The organism is Frigoribacterium sp. 9N (genome assembly GCF_902506305.1).
In the GTDB taxonomy this organism is placed as follows: Bacteria; Actinomycetota; Actinomycetes; order Actinomycetales; family Microbacteriaceae; genus Frigoribacterium.
The window spans coordinates 671859-688263 of sequence record NZ_LR733392.1; the positions used below are offsets into that span (position 1 = coordinate 671859).

The following is a 16405-nucleotide window of genomic DNA, read 5'->3' on the forward strand; positions in this document are numbered from 1 at the left end:
CGTCTGGAGGGCGCTCGGCCCGCCGGTGCTCCGTGGGCTCACGCGCAGTTGCCCGGGTCGTTGCCGTCCTTGTCGCCGTAGACGGTCAGCCCGATGGCCGAGTCCTTCGCGACGGACGTGTTGGCGGCAGGATTCGTCGAGGCGACCTGGCAGGCGTTCTTCCCGTCTCCGGGCGTGAAACCCGCGATGGACACCTTGGACGCGTCGAATCCGGCTCCGCCGATCGACTTGACCGCGTCGCCCACCTTCTGCCGGGTCACGTCCGGGACCGCGGCCGCGCCGCTGCCGTCGCTGGTGAAGACCTTCACGGTCGTGCCCTTCGACACGACGCTGCCGACGGCGGGGTCCGAGCCGATGACCTGCCCGGCGGGCAGGGCCGACGGCTGGGTGCCACCGTCCGCGTAGGCCAGGGAGACGCCCCTCAGCAGCGCCTGGGCCGCCGACGGGGTCGTGCCGGCCATGTCGGGCACGGCGACGCCCGAGCCGCGGAGCACAGCGCCCGAAGCCTCACCGAAGGCGCCTCCCGGATACACGGTGTTGTTCACGCTCTGGACGGCCTTGAAGTACTGCGGTCGGGCGTTCGCGTAGCTGCCGAAACGGCTCTGGTTCGGGGACGTCACCGTGCGGAGGCTCTTCTTGCCACCGTCGGCGTTTCCCTGCCAGACCACGGTGGCGAGCTTCGTCGTGGCACCGGCGATCCAAATCTGGTCCTTGGCGTCGGTGGTACCGGTCTTACCGATCTCGGGGTACCCGTCGGCGGGGAGACCGCCGACCGCCGTACCGTTCCGCCACAGTCCCTGCATGGCGACGGCCGCGGCCGCGGCGACCTGGGGGTCCACCGCCTGGTTGCAGGACTGGGGCTGGCCACCGAGGTCGGCGCCGTTGGCGTCCTTGATGTTGTCGACGATGATCGGCGCGCAGTAGGTGCCACCCGAGGCGATGCCGGCGTAGGCCGCCGCCATCGTCAAGGGTGCGATCTCGTCGGCCGAGCCGAGGATGGCGGACGCGTAGTCGTGCAGCGGAGCACCGTCGGCACGGTGCACGCCGAGCTTCTTCGCGACGCCCTGGATGTCGGCGATGTCGAGCTTCTCCGCCATGGCGGCGTAAGCCGTGTTCATCGACTTGGCGGTGGCGTCGGCGACGCTCATCTGGCCGGGCTGTTCGCCCGCGTCGTTCTTCGGCGAGTACTTGTTGCCACGGCTGCCGTTGATCGTCATGTTGAACGTCCGGGGCTTGGCGTTCACCGACTCGTAGATTCCGTGGCCCTGTTCGATCCAGTCGATCAGCGTGAAGGGCTTGTAGGTCGATCCGGGCTGGAATCCGCCCGATCCGCCGTAGTCGTAGTCCGTGCTGTAGTTGACCGAGGTCAGCGTCGGGTCAGGGCTCACGACCTCGGAGAAGGCTGTGTTCTGCGCCATCACGATGACGCGGCCCGTCCCGGCCTCGACGGAGTCCACGACGCTGCCGAGCTTCAGGCGGCTCTCGGACGCCGGAGCGAACTTGTCGATCTGTGCCTTGGCGTTCTCGGTCAGGTCGAGGTTCAGGGTCGTGTAGACGCTGTACCCGCCGGTGTTCCAGTTGGCCTGGCGTTCCTCGGGCGTGGAGCCGAGGACGGCCAGGTCCTTGATGCTCTTCTTCACGTAGTCGCAGAAGTACGCCGCCGAGGCGACGGTCACGGCGCCGCAGCCCTGGGTGGGCGCCGTCAACACGACGTAGCTCTCGACCGGGGTGGCGAGGGAAGCATCGGCCGTCGCCTGGTCGATGTCCTTCTCGGCCAGCATCGACTTGATGATGACGTCGCGCCGGGCCTTGTTGGCCGGGTACTTCTCGGGCGTCGACATGTTGCGCGAGTCCGGGTACTGCACGATCGCGATGAGGCTCGCGGCCTCGGGGACGGTCAGGTCGGCGGCGCTCTTGTTGTAGTAGTGCTGTGCGGCGGCCTGCACGCCGTAGGTCTGGTCGCCGAAGTACGCGATGTTGAGATAGGCCAGCAGGATGTCGTCCTTGCTGTACTTCTTCTCGAGCCCGATCGCGAACTTCATCTCTTCCAGCTTGCGGTCGAGGGTCGTCGTGGTCGCCTCCTTGTAGGCGGCGTCGCGCTCGTCCGCGGTCGGCAGCTGCTGCGACTGCGCGATGCGGATGTTGCGGACGAGCTGCATCGTCAGGGTCGAGCCACCACCGCTCGCGCCGAGCTCGCCGGCCCCGGCCGAGCCGACTGCCGCGCGCACGAGGGAGGTGACGTCGACCCCGCCGTGCTCGTAGAAGCGACGGTCCTCACCGGCGACGACGGCGGTCTTCAAGTTCTCGCTGACCTGGTCCCACTTGAGCTCGACGCGGTTCTCGCTGTAGAGGGTCGCGAAGGGCACCTGCTGCCCGCCCTGGCTCGCGTACAGCGTGTTGCGCTGCTGCAGCTTGCCGATCTCGATGTACTCGGGGATCGACTCGAAGACGCCGATCGAACTCGAGGCCGTCATGCCGGCGACCGCGATGGCCGGCGTCACGCCGATGGTCACCAGGAGGCCGGCCAGGACGCTGAAGCCGACGAATCCGAAGAGTGCCCCGATGGCTGACGTGGGCTTCGATTTTTGGGCAGACATAGGATCAGGGTAAGCGACATCGCCGATTTTCAAGCTGAACGGAAGCCGAAATGGTCCTTTGGGAGTACACGACGACGCCCCTGCTGGTGCACAACAGCACGGCGATCCTCAACAACTGGGGCTCTGACGGATGGGAACTCGTCCAGGTGACCCAGGGGCCCGAGGGTGGTCCCGTCGCGTGGCTGAAGCGCCCTCGGCAGGACGCCTGATGACGACGGTCGACGAGCGCCTGGCCGAGCTCGGTCTCGTCCTCCCTCCCGTCGCGGCACCCGCGGGCTCGTACGTCCCGGCCCTCCGCACGGGGTCGCTCGTCTACACCGCGGGTCAGCTGCCGTTCGTCGACGGTCAGCTGCCGACCACGGGCAAGGTGGGTGACGGTCACGGGCTGGTCGAGCCCGCCGAGGCGCAGGCGCTGGCGGCGACCTGCGTGCTGAACGCCCTGGCCGCAGCGGCGACGGTGCTCGACTCGCTCGACGACGTCGTCCGGGTCGTCAAGCTGACCGGTTTCGTCGCCTCCGATCCCGGCTTCTCCGGCCAGCCCGGGGTGATCAACGGCGCGTCCGACCTCCTCGGCCAGATCTTCGGCGAGGCCGGGCGTCACGCCCGGAGCGCCGTCGGGGTCGCGGTGCTGCCGCTCGACTCGCCGGTCGAGGTCGAACTCGTCCTCGAGGTCCGCTGACGCGCCTCCTCGTCCGGTCGTGACGACGGCCCCTCCTCTCGACGAGGAGGGGCCGTCGTCGCGCCGGGGTCAGCGCATCTCGGCGGTGATCACCGACATGACCGACGTGTCCGCCAGCGTGGTCGTGTCGCCGACCTCGCGGCCCTCCGCCACGTCCCTCAGCAGGCGGCGCATGATCTTGCCCGAGCGCGTCTTCGGCAGCTCGTCGACGAGCACGACGGTGCGCGGACGCGCGATGGCGCCGATCTGGTGGGCGACGTGCGCGCGCAACGCGGCCACCGCCTCCTCGGGTGTCTGCGTCGTCCTCGCCTTGTTCCGCAGGATGACGAACGCGACCACCGCCTGACCGGTGGTCTCGTCGGCGGCACCGACGACCGCCGACTCGGCGACGATCGGGTGCGACACGAGGGCCGACTCGATCTCGGCGGTCGACAGACGGTGACCCGAGACGTTCATCACGTCGTCGACCCGGCCGAGCAGCCAGATGTCGCCGTCCTCGTCGCGGCGGGCACCGTCGCCGGCGAAGTAGCGGTCGCCGAATCGGCTCCAGTACGTCTCGACGTAGCGGTCGGGGTCACCCCAGATGCCTCGCAGCATCGACGGCCAGGGCTCGGAGACGACCAGGAGGCCGCTCTCGCCGTTCGCCACCGGGGTGCCGTGGTCGTCGACCACGTCGACCGAGATGCCCGGCAGGGGGGTCTGGGCCGACCCGGGTTTGGTGGTGGTGACACCGGGCAGCGCCGAGATCATCTGCGCACCCGTCTCGGTCTGCCACCACGTGTCGACGATGGGCGTCCGGCCGGCACCGATCACCTCGCGGAACCACAGCCACGCCTCCGGGTTGATGGGCTCGCCGACCGACCCCAGGAGGCGCAGGGACGTCAGGTCGCGGGCCGCCGGGATCTCCCTCCCGGACTTCATGAAGCCCCGGATGGCCGTGGGGGCGGTGTAGAAGATCGTCACCCCGTACTTCTCGACGAGGTCCCACCAGCGGCCCGGCGCGGGGAAGTCCGGGGTGCCCTCGTAGAGCACCTGCGTCGCACCGTTGGCGAGCGGGCCGTAGACGACGTAGCTGTGCCCGGTGATCCACCCGACGTCGGCCGTGCACCAGTAGACGTCGGTCTCGGGGTGCAGGTCGAAGACGACGGAGTGGCTGTAGGCGACCTGCGTGAGGTAGCCCCCGGAGGTGTGCAGGATGCCCTTGGGCTTCCCGGTCGTGCCGCTCGTGTACAGGATGAAGAGCGGGTGCTCGGCCTCGAACGGTTCGGCGACGTGTTCGGCGTCCACGGTCTCGATCGCGTCGTGCCACCAGACGTCGCGTCCGTCGGTCCAGTCGACGTCGTTGCCGCCTCGTCGGACGACGAGGACGTGCTCGACCGTCGAGTCGCCGTCCACCGCCAGGGCCTCGTCCACGGCGGCCTTGAGCGGGGAGACCGCTCCCTTGCGCCAGCCTCCGTCCGCCGTGACGACCAGGCGAGCTCCGGCGTCGTCGATGCGCGCGCGCAGGCTCTCGGCGCTGAAACCGCCGAAGACGACCGAGTGGACTGCTCCGATCCGGGCCACGGCGAGCATGGTCACCACGGCCTCCGGGATCTGCGGGAGGTAGACGACGACGCGGTCGCCCGCCTGCACGCCGAGTGACAGCAGCAGGTTCGCCGCGCGCTTGACGTCGTCGGTCAGCTCGGCGTAGGTCACCGAGCGGGCGTCACCGGGCTCGCCCTCCCAGTGCAGCGCGACGCGATCCCCGTGCCCTGCCTCGACGTGACGATCGAGGCAGTTGTAGGCGACGTTCAGCGTTCCGTCGGCGAACCACCGGGCGAAGGGCGCGTCCGTCCAGTCGAGCGTCTCGGTCGGGACCCGGTCCCACGTGAGCCGCTCACGGGCCTGGTCACCCCAGAAGGCGAGCCGGTCGGCGGCGGCTCGTCCGGCGAGGTCCGAGCCGGCGACGGCCGTCCGGACGAAGTCGGCAGGCGGAGCGAAGGTGCGTCCTTCGGTGGGCTGGTCGTCGGTGCCGTCGAGCATCGGAAGTCCTCTCGCGTCGTTGCGTGAACCGCGGCTCGGAGCCGCGCCGACGACCTTACTCCGGAGGTCCCACCGGGCAAGGGCGGGCCGCGCGCGGTGGGAGGCCGGACGACGTGGTGTTCCGGAGCCGACCTGGGGTACACTTGGCGAGTCGGATTCAATTCCGACGTGCGTCGTGCTGATTCCCCCCAATCGCTCGGCGCACGTGGCGGCACCGGTTCCCCCCAACCGGTGCCGCCCCTCTCTTTTAACCCGGCGGTCGCCCGGGTGGATGGACGGCTCGTCCCCAAGGGCGTTCATCGACGATCCGTCCCCACGGTGCTCTACCGATCTGTCTGTGCTGACGAGACGCTGCCTACCGTCGGGACCATGTCCCATGCGCCTCAGGTCGACGCCGCCGGTCACCCGTCCCTCACCCTCCGTCACCCTCCGTCCCGCTTCGCCCTGCCTCCCGTGCCGGCACTCGGCCTGGACCGGGGTACAGACGCTCGATTCGGGGTACAAGGGCGCCTCGCTCGGCCCGAGCGTTCCGCCTTCGGGCCCCTGGGGCGCCTCCTCGACGATCCGGCCGTCACCGACGTCTTCGTGACCGGCGGCGTGGGCGTCTGGGTCGATCGCGGCGACGGGGCCGAGCCCGAGACGAGCATCCATCTCTCCGAGGCCTCGGCTCGGCAGGTCGCGGTGCGCCTGGTCTCGCTCGGGGGACGCCACGTCGACGAGTCGAGCCCGTGCGTCGACGTGCGCCTGGGCGACGGTCTCCGGGTCCACGTCGTCCTGCCTCCGCTGGCGGTCGCGGGGACGGCGCTCTCGATCCGGGTGCCCCGGGTCGAGTCGATGTCGCTCCTCGACCTCGATCGTCGGGGGTTCTTCCCCGCGGGGGCCCTCGAGGCGGTGATCAGCTGCGTGGAGCGCCGTGCCAACGTCCTGGTCAGCGGGTCGGGCGGGGCCGGGAAGACCACGTTCCTCGCCGCACTGTTGTCCGAGGCTCCCGTCTCCGACCGCATCGTGACCATCGAGGACGTCGCCGAGTTGCGGCCACGCCATCCACACGTCGTGGCGCTCGAGACGCGGCAGCCCAATCTCGAGGGAGCGGGTGGAGTCGACCTGTCCCGTCTCGTCCGCGAGGCGCTGCGGATGCGACCCGACCGTCTCGTCGTGGGCGAGGTCCGTGGGCCGGAGATCCGCGACCTCCTCTCGGCCCTGAACACCGGGCACGACGGAGGCGCGGGCACGGTCCACGCCAACGGTCTGGACGACGTCCCCGCCCGACTCGAGGCTCTCGGGGCACTCGCCGGGCTCGGGGTGGACGCGCTCGCCCGGCAGGCCGTCAGCGCGATCGACGCCGTGTTCCACCTCGAGCGACGCGACGGTCGTCGGAGGCTCGCCGAGATCGGCCATCTCGCGGTGACGCCCGAGGGGCGCCTGGTCGCGCGGACGGGGTCACGGGGGTGACCGGTGGTCCGGGCCGTCGTTCCGGGAGTCCGGGCCCCGGGCGCCGGAGGACGCGGCGGTCACGACTCACGCCGGCCGCCGTCCTGGTCGAACGCCTCGCCGTCCTCATCGGTGCAGGGGTCGCGCCCGCGAGGGCCTGGGGCCACGTCGGCGCGGCCGAACCCCCGGGCGCGATCCGACGGCTCGCCGAGGCGGTCGCGCTCGACGGCGGCGACGGCGTCGCGGTGTCGACGAGCCTCGTGTCCCGGCTCGACACCCGACCCTTCGAGGGTGCCCAGGACCCCGACGGGCACGACCGCACCTGGAGGCAGGTCGCCTGCGCCTGGCGCGTGGCCGAGACGAGCGGGGCCCCGATGGCCGATTGCCTCCACTCCCTCGTGTCGGCCCTCCGGTCGGCCGACGAGGCACGCCGTGACGTCCAGGTCGCCCTCAGCGGGCCACGGGCGACCGCGAACGTTGTCCTCGCCCTCCCGCCGGTGGGCCTCCTCTTCTCCCTGGGGCTGGGCTTCGACACCGGTGCGGTGCTCGTCGGCACCCCGATCGGTTGGGCGTGCGTCGGTGTCGCCGGAGGACTCGTGATGGTCGCCCGTCGGTGGAACGCCCGACTCGTGCGGGGCGCCCTCCCGTCGTCGAGGGTGCCGGGCCTGCGCCCCGAACTCCTCGCCGTGGCGTTGTCCGGGGGAGCCTCGTGGTCGTCCGGCCTCACCACCGTCGACGAGGCGATCGTCTCGTGCGGGATCGAGGCCTCGGTCACCGAACCACCAGGAGGCGCGGGCCCGGTCGGCGAGTCCGCCGATCGGGTCGAGCGGCGTCGGTGCGAGGCGGTCCTCGACCTGTCCCGTCGTGCGGGGGCACCGGCGGGGCTGCTCCTGCGGTCCGAGGCCCGAGAGCTGCGGCTGGAGGCCCGGACGGCCGCCCAGGCCGCCGCGGGCCGCCTCGGCGTCACCCTGATGCTGCCGCTCGGCGTGTGCATCCTGCCGGCGTTCCTGGTCATCGGGGTCGTCCCGCTGGTCGTCTCGCTCGTGTCGTCCACAGCGGGTTCCTGGTGATCGGTCGTCCCCAGCACGGGGCGACGTCTGCAGGCCGTCCGTGGAATGCCGCCAGGCTCGGAACGTCACCGATGAGGTGCCGACACCCACGAGAGGAACATCATGACCGTTGCCGAGACCCCGTCGCCCGCCGTCCCCACGTCAGGCCCTCCGTCCCCTGCTCGCCGTGCCTCCCCGGCCGGCCGCCTCGCCCCGTTCGGCCGCCTCGCCTCGGTCGCGCGTCGCGTCGCCCGGGCCGACGACGGTGCCGCCACGGCCGAGTACGCGATCGTGATCATGGCCGCGGTGGGCTTCGCCGGCCTGCTCGTCACGATCATGAGGTCGGACGAGGTCCGGAGCATCCTCTCCGACCTGGTCCGGTCCGCCCTGTCGGTCGGGTGATCGCCGTGGCGACCGGGGTCCGTGCGTGCCTCGTCCGTCTCCTCCGTCGAGTGGACGACGAGAGGGGAAGCGCGACGGTCGAGTTCGCGATGACGATGCCCGCCCTGATCATGGTCGTCTCGTTCGTCGCGGCGAGCCTGGGCGTGACCTCGCAGTCGGTCCGCCTCGCGGACGCCGCCGCCGTGGTCGCCCGCCAGACCGCCCGGGGCGACCGTGGTTCGGTCGGCCCGACCCTCGCCCGGCTGGCGCCGGGCGCGGCGTTGTCCGAGTCCGTCACCGCCGACCTCGTCTGCGTCGACCTCCGCCGGCAGGTACGGCTCGGTCTCGTCGGCGAGGTCGCGTTGGCCTCCCGCAGCTGCGCACCGCGGGCCGGGGGATGACCGTCCGCCAGCTCCTCGGGAGCGACCGCGGCAGCTCGAGCGTGCTGGCGGCCGGCGGGCTCGTGACGATCACCGTCCTCGCCGTCGCTCTCGTCGGATCGCACTCGGCCCTCGCGGTCCGGTCGCGCACGGCCGGGGCGGCCGACGCGTCGGCGCTCGCCGCAGCCGACGCCCTGTCGGGGGCCGTCGTCGGTGCCGCCTGCGACCGCGCCGCCGCGACCGCCGAGGCGAACGGCGTCTCTCTCTCGGCCTGCGTCGTCGCGGGTGCGGAGGTCACGGTGGAGGTCTCGACGACCTTCGGTCCCCTCGACGTCGGGGCCCGGGCGACCGCCGGTCCGCCGCCCTCGACGGCCCCGTCCCGGGGCGGCGGCCCGTGAAGGGGGCCCGGGCGTCGGGTGTGTATGGTGTGGCTGTCGGCTGCACGGCTCCCGACGTTCCTCGGGGTCGGTGGGAGCGATCGAGCACCCCGTCCTCGCCCTGCAGCCCCTCGCCCGGTCCGTCGGACCGGGTCGCCGCACCACCACCCAAGGAGTCCCGTGCCAGGCACGAAGAAACTGGTCATCGTCGAGTCGCCCGCCAAGGCCAAGACGATCGGGCAGTACCTCGGCGACGGATACGAGGTGCTGGCCTCCGTCGGTCACATCCGCGACCTCGTCGAGCCCAAGAACCTCCCGGCCGAGCTGAAGAAGGGGTCGATGGGCAAGTTCTCCGTCGACGTCGAGAACGGCTTCGAGCCCTACTACGTCGTCTCCGACGCCAAGAAGAAGACGGTCTCCGACCTCAAGCGCGCGCTGAAGAACGCCGACGAGCTCTACCTCGCGACAGACGAGGACCGCGAGGGCGAGGCCATCGCGTGGCACCTCCTGCAAGAGCTCAAGCCCAAGGTGCCGGTCAAGCGCATGGTGTTCCACGAGATCACGAAGGACGCCATCCAGAAGGCACAGGAGAACACCCGCGACCTCGACACCGCCCTGGTCGATGCGCAAGAGACCCGTCGCATCCTCGACCGCCTCTACGGCTACGAGGTCTCGCCCGTGCTGTGGCGCAAGGTCGGCCCCGGCCTCTCGGCCGGACGCGTGCAGTCGGCGGCGACCCGTCTCGTCGTGGACCGCGAGCGTGAGCGCCTCGCCTTCGTCTCCGCCTCCTACTGGGACCTCACCGCGACCTTCGAGCCCGTCGCGGCCGAGGGGGAGGCGAAGGTCGCCTTCGGGTCACGCCTCGTCCGCGTCAACGGAGGACGCGTGGCCGCGGGGCGCGACTTCGACGACCGGGGCCGGCTGAAGAACGAGGCCGTCGCGCTCGACGAGGCGTCATCGCGGGCGCTCGCCGAGGCGCTGGGTTCCTCGGACGTCGAGATCCTCGTCGGCTCGGTGGACTCGAAGCCCTACACCCGTCGTCCGGCAGCTCCCTTCACGACGTCGACCCTCCAACAAGAGGCAGCGCGCAAGCTGCGCTTCTCGGCCCGACAGACCATGAGCGTCGCGCAGTCGCTCTACGAGAACGGCCACATCACCTACATGCGAACCGACTCGCCGGCGCTGTCGCAGCAGGCGATCGGTGCGGCGCGCAGCCAGGCGGCCAAGCTCTACGGGTCCGACACCGTCCCCGACAAGCCTCGGCTGTACACGGGCAAGAGCAAGAACGCCCAGGAGGCGCACGAGGCGATCCGTCCGTCGGGTGACACCTTCAAGACACCGTCCGAGATGCAGAACGTCCTGCGGGGCAACGACTGGAAGCTCTACGACCTCATCTGGAAGCGCACGGTCGCCTCGCAGATGGCGGACGCCAAGGGCTCGACCGCCTCGGTCGTCGTCGCGGCGACGACCTCGGGACCGGTCGAGGGCATCGCGCCCCGCGCCGCCGCCGGGACGCTCGCCGAGTTCGCCGCGTCCGGCACGGTGATCACGTTCCGCGGGTTCCTCAACGCCTACGAAGAGGGTCGTGACGAGGACCGCCACGGCGCCGCCGAGCCGGCCGAGGCCAAGCTGCCCCCGCTGACCGCCGGTCAGGCCCTCGGCCTCGACGAGGTCGAGGCGAAGGGCCACGACACGTCGGCACCGCCGCGCTACACCGAGGCGAGCCTCGTCAAGACCCTGGAAGAGCTCGGCATCGGACGCCCCTCGACCTACGCCGCCATCATGTCGACCATCGTCGACCGTGGCTACGTCACCCCTCGCGGAACGGCCCTCGTCCCGAACTGGATCGCCTTCTCGGTGGTCCGTCTGCTCGAGGACTACTTCGCCGACCTGGTCGAGTACGACTTCACGGCCAGCATGGAGGACGACCTCGACCTCATCGCCGGTGGTGACGCCGACCGCGTGGACTGGTTGAACGGCTTCTACTTCGGCAACGAGTCGCACCGTGGTCTCCGCAAGGTCATCGACAACCTGGGAGAGATCGACGCGCGCGACATCAACTCGATCGTGCTCGCCGACGGAGTGACCCTGCGCATCGGTCGCTACGGCCCCTACCTCGAGGCGCCGGGCCACGACCCCGAGACGCCCCGTCGGGTCAACGTGCCCGAGGACCTCGCCCCCGACGAGTTGACGGCCGAGAAGGCCCGCGAGCTCATCGACGCCCCCGTCGTCGGCGACCGCGTGCTGGGTCTGAACCCCGAGACGGGCAAGGAGGTCATCGCGAAGGACGGCCGCTTCGGCCCGTACGTGACCGAGCGGACCCCCGAGTCGGCCACCGACGAGATCACGGCCGACCCGGCGACGGGCGAGGTGACCGAGTCGTCGTCCGCCGCCGCGACCACGACCGGGGCGAAGAAGGCTCCGGCGAAGAAGGCCCCCGCCAAGAAGGCCGCCGCTCCGAAAGAACGTACGGCGTCGCTCTTCAAGAGCATGGGCGTCGACACGGTCGACCTCGACACGGCGCTGCGGCTGCTCGACCTGCCCCGGACCGTCGGCACCGACCCCGAGAGCGGCGACGAGATCCAGGCGCAGAACGGGCGCTACGGCCCCTACCTCAAGAAGGGCACCGACACCCGGTCGTTGACGAGCGAGGACCAGATCTTCGAGATCGACCTGCCCGGGGCGCTCGAGCTCTACGCCCAGCCGAAGTACGGTGCCCGCAAGGCCAGCAGCTCCCTGAAGGAGTTCGAGGCCGATCCGGTGAGCGGCAAGCCCATCAAGGTGAAGGACGGCCGGTTCGGCCCGTACGTCACCGACGGCGAGACGAACGCGACCATCCCGCGGGGCGAGACGGTGGAAGAGGTCGACTTCGACCGCGCCGTCCAGCTGCTCGCCGACAAGCGGGCCAAGGGTCCCGCCAAACCCAAGGCGGCCGCCAAGAAGGCTCCGGCCAAGAAGGCACCCGCGAAGAAGGCCACCACGGCCAAGGCACCGGCCAAGAAGGCCACCACCGCGAAGACGGCCACCGCCAAGACGACCACCGCGGCGAAGAAGGCGCCGGCCACGAAGGCGCCGGCCCCGAAGGCCCCGGCGGCCGAGTGACCGGCGGGGTAGGCCCTCGAGTCGAGGGCGCACGCTGACCATGCCCCTCTGGGAACACCTCACGGGTCAGCCCGACGCCATCGAGGCGTTGACCGCGGCGGCCTCCACCCAGCCCGGCAACGCCTCGATGACCCATTCGTGGCTCATCACCGGCCCGCCCGGCTCGGGTCGCTCCAACCTCGCCTACGCCTTCGCGGCCGCGTTGCTCTCACGAGAGCCGGCCGACGAAGAGGCGACCCTCCGGCAGGTCGCCGCCAGGTCGCATCCCGACCTCGCGGTCCTCAGCACGGAACGCATCATCATCACGATCGACGAGGTCCGGTCCCTGGTCGCGGCGAGCCAGTTCTCGCCGTCGGTGGGTCGCTACCGGGTGGTCGTCATCGAGGACGCCGACCGCATGACCGAGCGCACCTCGAACCTCCTGCTCAAGGCGCTGGAAGAGCCGCCACCCCGGACGGTCTGGCTGCTGTGCGCCCCGAGTGAGGCCGACCTCATCCCGACGATCCGCTCCCGCGTCCGCAGCGTGCGCCTCCGCATGCCCGCCGTGGCCGACGTCGCCGCGCTCCTCGAGGACCGCGACGGGGTGGAGCCGGAGATCGCCCTCGTGGCGGCCCGGGAGGCCCAGAGCCACATCGGCATGGCGCGGCGCCTGGCGCTCGACTCCTCGGCGAGGTCGCGACGTCGTCAGACCCTCGAGACCGCCCTGGGCATCCGCAGCGTCTCGGACGCCGTCATCGCGGCGGCCACCCTGCTCGCGGTGGCGGGCGACGACGCCAAGGCGATCACGGAAGAGCGTGACGCCGAAGAACGGGCGAGCGCCCTGCGCTCCCTGGGCGTCGAGCCGGGTGGCACCGTGCCTCCGGCGTTGCGGAGCCAACTGCGCGCCCTCGAGGACGACCAGAAACGCCGAGCGACCCGGAGCCTCCGCGACGGGATCGATCGCATCATGGTCGACCTCCTCTCGCTGTACCGCGACGTCCTGCTGCTGCAGCTGGGCGTCGACGAGCAGCCCATCAACGAGGCCATCCGGGCACAGCTCGACGCCGCGGCGACCGCTTCCACCCCGGCCGCGACCCTGGCCGTCCTCGACGCGATCGCCCTGGCCCGCCGCCGCATCGAGGCCAACGTGTCGCCGGCCATGGCGCTCGAAGCCATGCTGGTGGTCGTCAGCCGTCACGCCACCCGCTGACCCGCGCCGGCGACACCGGCGCCGGCGGCACCGGCCCGGCGGCACCGGCGCGAGCGCCGGATCGGCGGGGGGCGTCCACCCCTTTCCCCGGCGGCATGAGCGATGATGGCCTGATGAGCGACCCGAACGCCGCCCCCGGTCTGCGCGAGCGCAAACGTCTGGCCACCCGACGAGCGATCCAGGTCGCCGTCCTCGACCTCATCGTCGAACACGGGCTCGACGCGGTGACGGTCGACATGGTCAGCCGCCGGGCCGACGTCTCGCCGCGGACCTTCTTCAACTACTTCCCCTCGAAGGAAGAAGCCGTCGTCGGCGATCCGCCCGCGCTGCCGGACGGTCGAGACCTCGAGCGGTTCGTGGCCCAACGCGACGAGCCCGTGTTGTCGAGCCTGATCCAGCTGCTGACGCACGCCGTCGAGTCGGCCACGGTCGATCGCGAGCTCGTCGTCCTGCGTCGCCGGGTGCTGCGGGCGCACCCCGACCTGCTGGCCCGTCGCATCGCGTCGACGCGCGTCTTCGAGGAGCGACTGACGACCGTCGTCGCGCAACGCATGGCGGCCGACGAGGGGGTGGCTGACGACGCCGTCGACGCCTCGTTGCTCAGCCGCGCGCACCTGGTGTCGCTCGTCAGCATCGCCACCCTCCGCCATGCCTGGGCCGAGTGGATCGACGACGACGACGTGGACCACCTCAGCGACATGCGGTACAGCCTGCGCGCCCGCATGGAGGCCAGCTTCGTCGAGCTCGGTCGCCTCGTGACACGTGAGGTCCGCTGATCCTGTACAGTATCTAATCGTGCCGCGAGGCACGGGCAACCGGCCGAGGCCGGCCCCGCCGCTTTAGCTCAGTCGGTAGAGCGTCTCACTCGTAATGAGAAGGTCATCAGTTCGATTCTGATAAGCGGCTCCACCACAGCCCCGGGTCACCACGACCCGGGGCTGTTCTCGTCCGAGGGCGTGCCGTCTCGAGGCCCCGGTCCCGGTCCCTCCGCCCCCAATAGTGGTGAGGGCGTCGTCGACTTGTACCCCGAACGGCCCCCGGGCGTCGTTCCGTCGCCCTACGGTCGATCTGCGACGACCACCTGATGCCGGAAGGAGGTGGCCCGCATGCCTCTCCGAGTGATCTGCACCGCGCTGCTCGCCGCCGTCCTGGCGGGCATCCTCCTCGTCGTCTGGGCCGGAGGCGACTCCTCGGCCCTCGCGACGGCCGGCGTGGCCGACGGACCGACGACGGTGGTCCTCGCGAGCGGCGACCCCGCATCCGAGGCGGGCCCCACGACCGAGGACGCAGGAGGCGCGGGGTGCGTCGACGACGCCACCGGCGCCTCCGTCCCCTCGCCCGCGCAGCCCGGCGCCGATGCCGGGAGCGGCGCGACGGGTGCCCCCGACGCGGCGAGCGGCGCCACGGGCACGACCGCCGCCGACCTCGACGCGTTCCGGACGGCGTACGACGAGCGGCGACAGGCGGCGTGCCTCGGGCTGCTGCCGGCCGCGAACGTGCGGTACGACGCGTGCCTCGAGCAGTACCTCTTCTGGGTCGCCGGCGACCCGAGCCCCGATCCGTTGAGCGCTTGGGGGCACAAGGGCGAGGTGGTCCGCAGCGACGGGGTGCCCCCGGTCGGCTGCGACGGCAACCTCGCGGGCGGCACGTCGACCACGGGCGACGTCGCCGCCGCCAAGTGGTGGGCCTCGGCCCCGCACCGCGACGCCGTCTACCGACCGGACTTCCGCGGAGACCTCGCGCACGCCTGTGTCGGGTTCGCCGCCGTGCACGGGGGAGCACCGGACGACAGCCCGGACTTCGTCCGTTCGGCCAGTCGCTGGTACGCCTGCTGAACGAACCGCGGGACGGCGCCTCGACCCTCGCGGGCCTCCCCGTCGGCGGTGACTGGTAGACAGTCCGCATGACACTTCGATGGGGAATCCTCGGCGCCGGCGGCATCGCCGCCACCTTCACGTCCGACCTGCAGGGGGCGGGGTCGACCGTCTCCGCCGTCGGGTCGCGAGACCTGGCCAAGGCACGCGAGTTCGCCGACCGTGCCGGGGTCCGGGGGGCTCACGGCAGCTACGACGACCTGGTCGCCGACCCCGAGGTCGACGTGGTCTACGTCGCCACCCCGCACCCGTTCCACGCCGAGAACGCCCTGCTGGCCATCGCTGCCGGCAAGCACGTCCTCGTCGAGAAGGCCTTCACCGTGAACGCCATCGAGGCCGAGCGGGTCCACGCGGCCGCTCGCGAGGCCGGCGTGGTCGTCCTCGAGGCGATGTGGACGCGGTACACGCCGCAGAGCGCGCGACTGCGCGAGGTCGTGCGCTCCGGGGTCATCGGCGAGGTGCGCCTCCTGACGGCCGTGCACGTCCAGTCGCTGCCCACCGATCCCCACCACCGCATCAACGACCCGGCCCTCGGCGGCGGGGCCCTGCTCGACCTCGGGGTGTACCCGGTGTCGTTCGCGGACGACCTGCTCGGGGCGCCCTCGACGGTCTCGGCCGCCGCCACGCTGAGCGACCAGGGCGTGGACGCCCGCGTCGCGATCCAGCTCGGTCACGAGTCGGGTGCGACGGCCCAGCTGTACGCCGCCCTCGACACCTCGGGGCGCAACACGGCGACGCTGCTCGGCACCGCCGGCCGCATCGACGTCGACGACACGTTCTACGCACCCGGGGGCTTCACGGTGCGTGATCAGGACGACGCCGTGGTCGAACGCTACGAGGCCGACGAGAACGGGCTGAGGGGCATGCACCACCAGGCGCTCGAACTCGAACGGGTCGTGGCGGCGGGCGAGCGAGAGAGTCCGCTGCTGACAGCCGCCGACGTCGTGGGCGTCATGCGCACCATGGACGAGGTCCGCCGACAGATCGGCGTGCGGTACCCCTCCGAGGGATGACGTGGGCGCGAGGCTCCGTATGATGTCCCCGATGAGCGATCAGGGTGAGCCACGTCACGACCGTCCCGAGTCGACCACGGGGGGCGACGGCGTCGGCTCCGGCGACGCGGCCCGGTCCACGGGGGCGGGCGCCTCGGTGCGGCGTTGGGTCTCCTCGCGTCCGCGGGGGGTCGTCGTGACGGCGGGCGTCCTCGCCTTCGCGCTGCTCGGCGGCGGCGCGGTGGCCGCCGGGGCCGCCACCGCGCCCGACGCCGGGACGGCACGGGCCGCCGCGTCGAGCCCCGAGCCGGCGGTCACGGTCACCCCGACCC

Annotated in this window: 14 protein-coding genes, 1 tRNA gene and 1 pseudogene; 14 read left to right on the plus strand and 2 right to left on the minus strand. The window is 71.6% G+C overall.

The features are described from left to right. Positions 1-38: 38 nt before the first annotated feature. Positions 39-2597 carry a transglycosylase domain-containing protein gene (locus tag ARTHRO9V_RS06245; RefSeq protein WP_159826175.1) on the minus strand — a complete coding sequence of 853 codons (2559 nt, stop codon included), beginning with the start codon at positions 2595-2597 and terminating at the stop codon, positions 39-41. Positions 2598-2647: 50 nt separating this feature from the next. Here ARTHRO9V_RS06245 and ARTHRO9V_RS06250 point away from each other — a divergent pair, with 50 nt between their 5' ends. Both ARTHRO9V_RS06250 and ARTHRO9V_RS06255 read left to right on the plus strand, forming a co-directional pair. After that, positions 2648-2806 carry a hypothetical protein gene (locus ARTHRO9V_RS06250; RefSeq protein ID WP_167599048.1) on the plus strand — a complete coding sequence of 53 codons (159 nt, stop codon included), beginning with the start codon at positions 2648-2650 and terminating at the stop codon, positions 2804-2806. After that, positions 2806-3276 (plus strand): RidA family protein, encoded by a 471-nt coding sequence (locus tag ARTHRO9V_RS06255; RefSeq protein ID WP_123570483.1) that lies wholly within the window; start codon positions 2806-2808, stop codon positions 3274-3276. Before ARTHRO9V_RS06250 ends, ARTHRO9V_RS06255 begins: the two co-directional genes overlap by 1 nt. A gap of 69 nt (positions 3277-3345) precedes the next feature. On the opposite strand, the gene acs is transcribed toward ARTHRO9V_RS06255, so the two are convergent. Beyond that, on the minus strand, positions 3346-5298 hold the full coding sequence (gene acs, locus ARTHRO9V_RS06260; protein WP_159826177.1) for an acetate--CoA ligase: 1953 nt from the start codon (positions 5296-5298) through the stop codon (positions 3346-3348). A 369-nt stretch (positions 5299-5667) separates the two neighbouring features. On the opposite strand from acs, the gene ARTHRO9V_RS06265 reads away from it, so the two are divergent. From ARTHRO9V_RS06265 to ARTHRO9V_RS06320, 12 genes and pseudogenes are all read left to right on the plus strand, one after another. Continuing rightward, positions 5668-6750 carry a TadA family conjugal transfer-associated ATPase gene (locus tag ARTHRO9V_RS06265; RefSeq protein WP_159826179.1) on the plus strand — a complete coding sequence of 361 codons (1083 nt, stop codon included), beginning with the start codon at positions 5668-5670 and terminating at the stop codon, positions 6748-6750. Next, positions 6747-7799: a type II secretion system F family protein gene (locus ARTHRO9V_RS06270; RefSeq protein WP_159826181.1), complete on the plus strand. Its 1053-nt coding sequence runs from the start codon at positions 6747-6749 to the stop codon at positions 7797-7799. Before ARTHRO9V_RS06265 ends, ARTHRO9V_RS06270 begins: the two co-directional genes overlap by 4 nt. Before the next feature lie 102 nt (positions 7800-7901). After that, the gene (locus tag ARTHRO9V_RS06275; protein ID WP_056046454.1) at positions 7902-8180 is read left to right on the plus strand and encodes a DUF4244 domain-containing protein; all 279 of its coding nucleotides are present in this window, start codon (positions 7902-7904) and stop codon (positions 8178-8180) included. Between the two features lie 50 nt (positions 8181-8230). Beyond that, positions 8231-8560 carry a TadE family type IV pilus minor pilin gene (locus ARTHRO9V_RS06280; RefSeq protein ID WP_159826183.1) on the plus strand — a complete coding sequence of 110 codons (330 nt, stop codon included), beginning with the start codon at positions 8231-8233 and terminating at the stop codon, positions 8558-8560. Continuing rightward, entirely contained in the window at positions 8557-8937 is a 381-nt protein-coding gene (locus ARTHRO9V_RS06285; protein WP_159826185.1) for an Rv3654c family TadE-like protein, read from the plus strand. The genes ARTHRO9V_RS06280 and ARTHRO9V_RS06285 overlap by 4 nt, the downstream gene beginning before the upstream one ends. Positions 8938-9096: 159 nt before the next feature. Further along, the gene (topA, locus tag ARTHRO9V_RS06290) at positions 9097-12018 is read left to right on the plus strand and encodes a type I DNA topoisomerase (RefSeq protein ID WP_159826187.1); all 2922 of its coding nucleotides are present in this window, start codon (positions 9097-9099) and stop codon (positions 12016-12018) included. A gap of 40 nt (positions 12019-12058) precedes the next feature. Continuing rightward, a complete protein-coding gene (locus tag ARTHRO9V_RS06295; protein ID WP_159826189.1) occupies positions 12059-13207 on the plus strand; it encodes a DNA polymerase III subunit delta' in 1149 nt (382 codons plus the stop codon). A 113-nt stretch (positions 13208-13320) separates the two neighbouring features. Next, entirely contained in the window at positions 13321-13983 is a 663-nt protein-coding gene (locus tag ARTHRO9V_RS06300) for a TetR/AcrR family transcriptional regulator (protein WP_055971509.1), read from the plus strand. Positions 13984-14040: 57 nt separating this feature from the next. Next, positions 14041-14116 (plus strand) — tRNA-Thr (locus tag ARTHRO9V_RS06305). Between the two features lie 197 nt (positions 14117-14313). Beyond that, positions 14314-15042: a hypothetical protein gene (locus ARTHRO9V_RS06310; protein ID WP_157485346.1), complete on the plus strand. Its 729-nt coding sequence runs from the start codon at positions 14314-14316 to the stop codon at positions 15040-15042. A gap of 68 nt (positions 15043-15110) precedes the next feature. Beyond that, positions 15111-16094, plus strand: a complete 984-nt coding sequence (locus tag ARTHRO9V_RS06315) for a Gfo/Idh/MocA family protein (RefSeq protein WP_159826191.1) — start codon at positions 15111-15113, stop codon at positions 16092-16094. A 31-nt stretch (positions 16095-16125) separates the two neighbouring features. After that, positions 16126-16405 (plus strand): annotated as a pseudogene (locus ARTHRO9V_RS06320) (hypothetical protein); the annotation flags it as partial.